Below are 873 nucleotides of genomic sequence, written 5' to 3'. Positions count from 1 at the left end.
TCATCTTCGGGGGTAGAGCACTGTTTCGGCTAGGGGGTCATCCCGACTTACCAACCCGATGCAAACTACGAATACCGAAGAATGTTATCACGGGAGACACACGGCGGGTGCTAACGTCCGTCGTGAAGAGGGAAACAACCCAGACCGCCAGCTAAGGTCCCAAAGTCACAGTTAAGTGGGAAACGATGTGGGAAGGCACAGACAGCCAGGATGTTGGCTTAGAAGCAGCCATCATTTAAAGAAAGCGTAATAGCTCACTGGTCGAGTCGGCCTGCGCGGAAGATGTAACGGGGCTAAACTGTGCACCGAAGCTGCGGCAGCGACACTATGTGTTGTTGGGTAGGGGAGCGTTCTGTAAGCCTGCGAAGGTGGCCTGTGAGGGTTGCTGGAGGTATCAGAAGTGCGAATGCTGACATAAGTAACGATAATGCGGGTGAAAAGCCCGCACGCCGGAAGACCAAGGGTTCCTGTCCAACGTTAATCGGGGCAGGGTGAGTCGACCCCTAAGGCGAGGCCGAAAGGCGTAGTCGATGGGAAACAGGTTAATATTCCTGTACTTGGTGTTACTGCGAAGGGGGGACGGAGAAGGCTATGTTAGCCGGGCGACGGTTGTCCCGGTTTAAGCATGTAGGCGGAGGTTCCAGGTAAATCCGGTACCTTATTAACGCTGAGGTGTGATGACGAGGCACTACGGTGCTGAAGTAACAAATGCCCTGCTTCCAGGAAAAGCCTCTAAGCATCAGGTAACATCAAATCGTACCCCAAACCGACACAGGTGGTCAGGTAGAGAATACCAAGGCGCTTGAGAGAACTCGGGTGAAGGAACTAGGCAAAATGGTGCCGTAACTTCGGGAGAAGGCACGCTGATATGTA

The 873-nt window shown here is 53.4% G+C and carries 1 rRNA gene; it reads left to right on the top strand.

Annotated elements, in window-relative coordinates:
• Positions 1 to 873: ribosomal RNA gene (locus AC22LX_RS24785) — 23S ribosomal RNA — on the top strand; the annotation flags it as partial.

It is taken from the genome of Klebsiella sp. PK01 (assembly GCF_057624675.1).
This window is presented reverse-complemented; position numbering and strand designations above follow the sequence as displayed.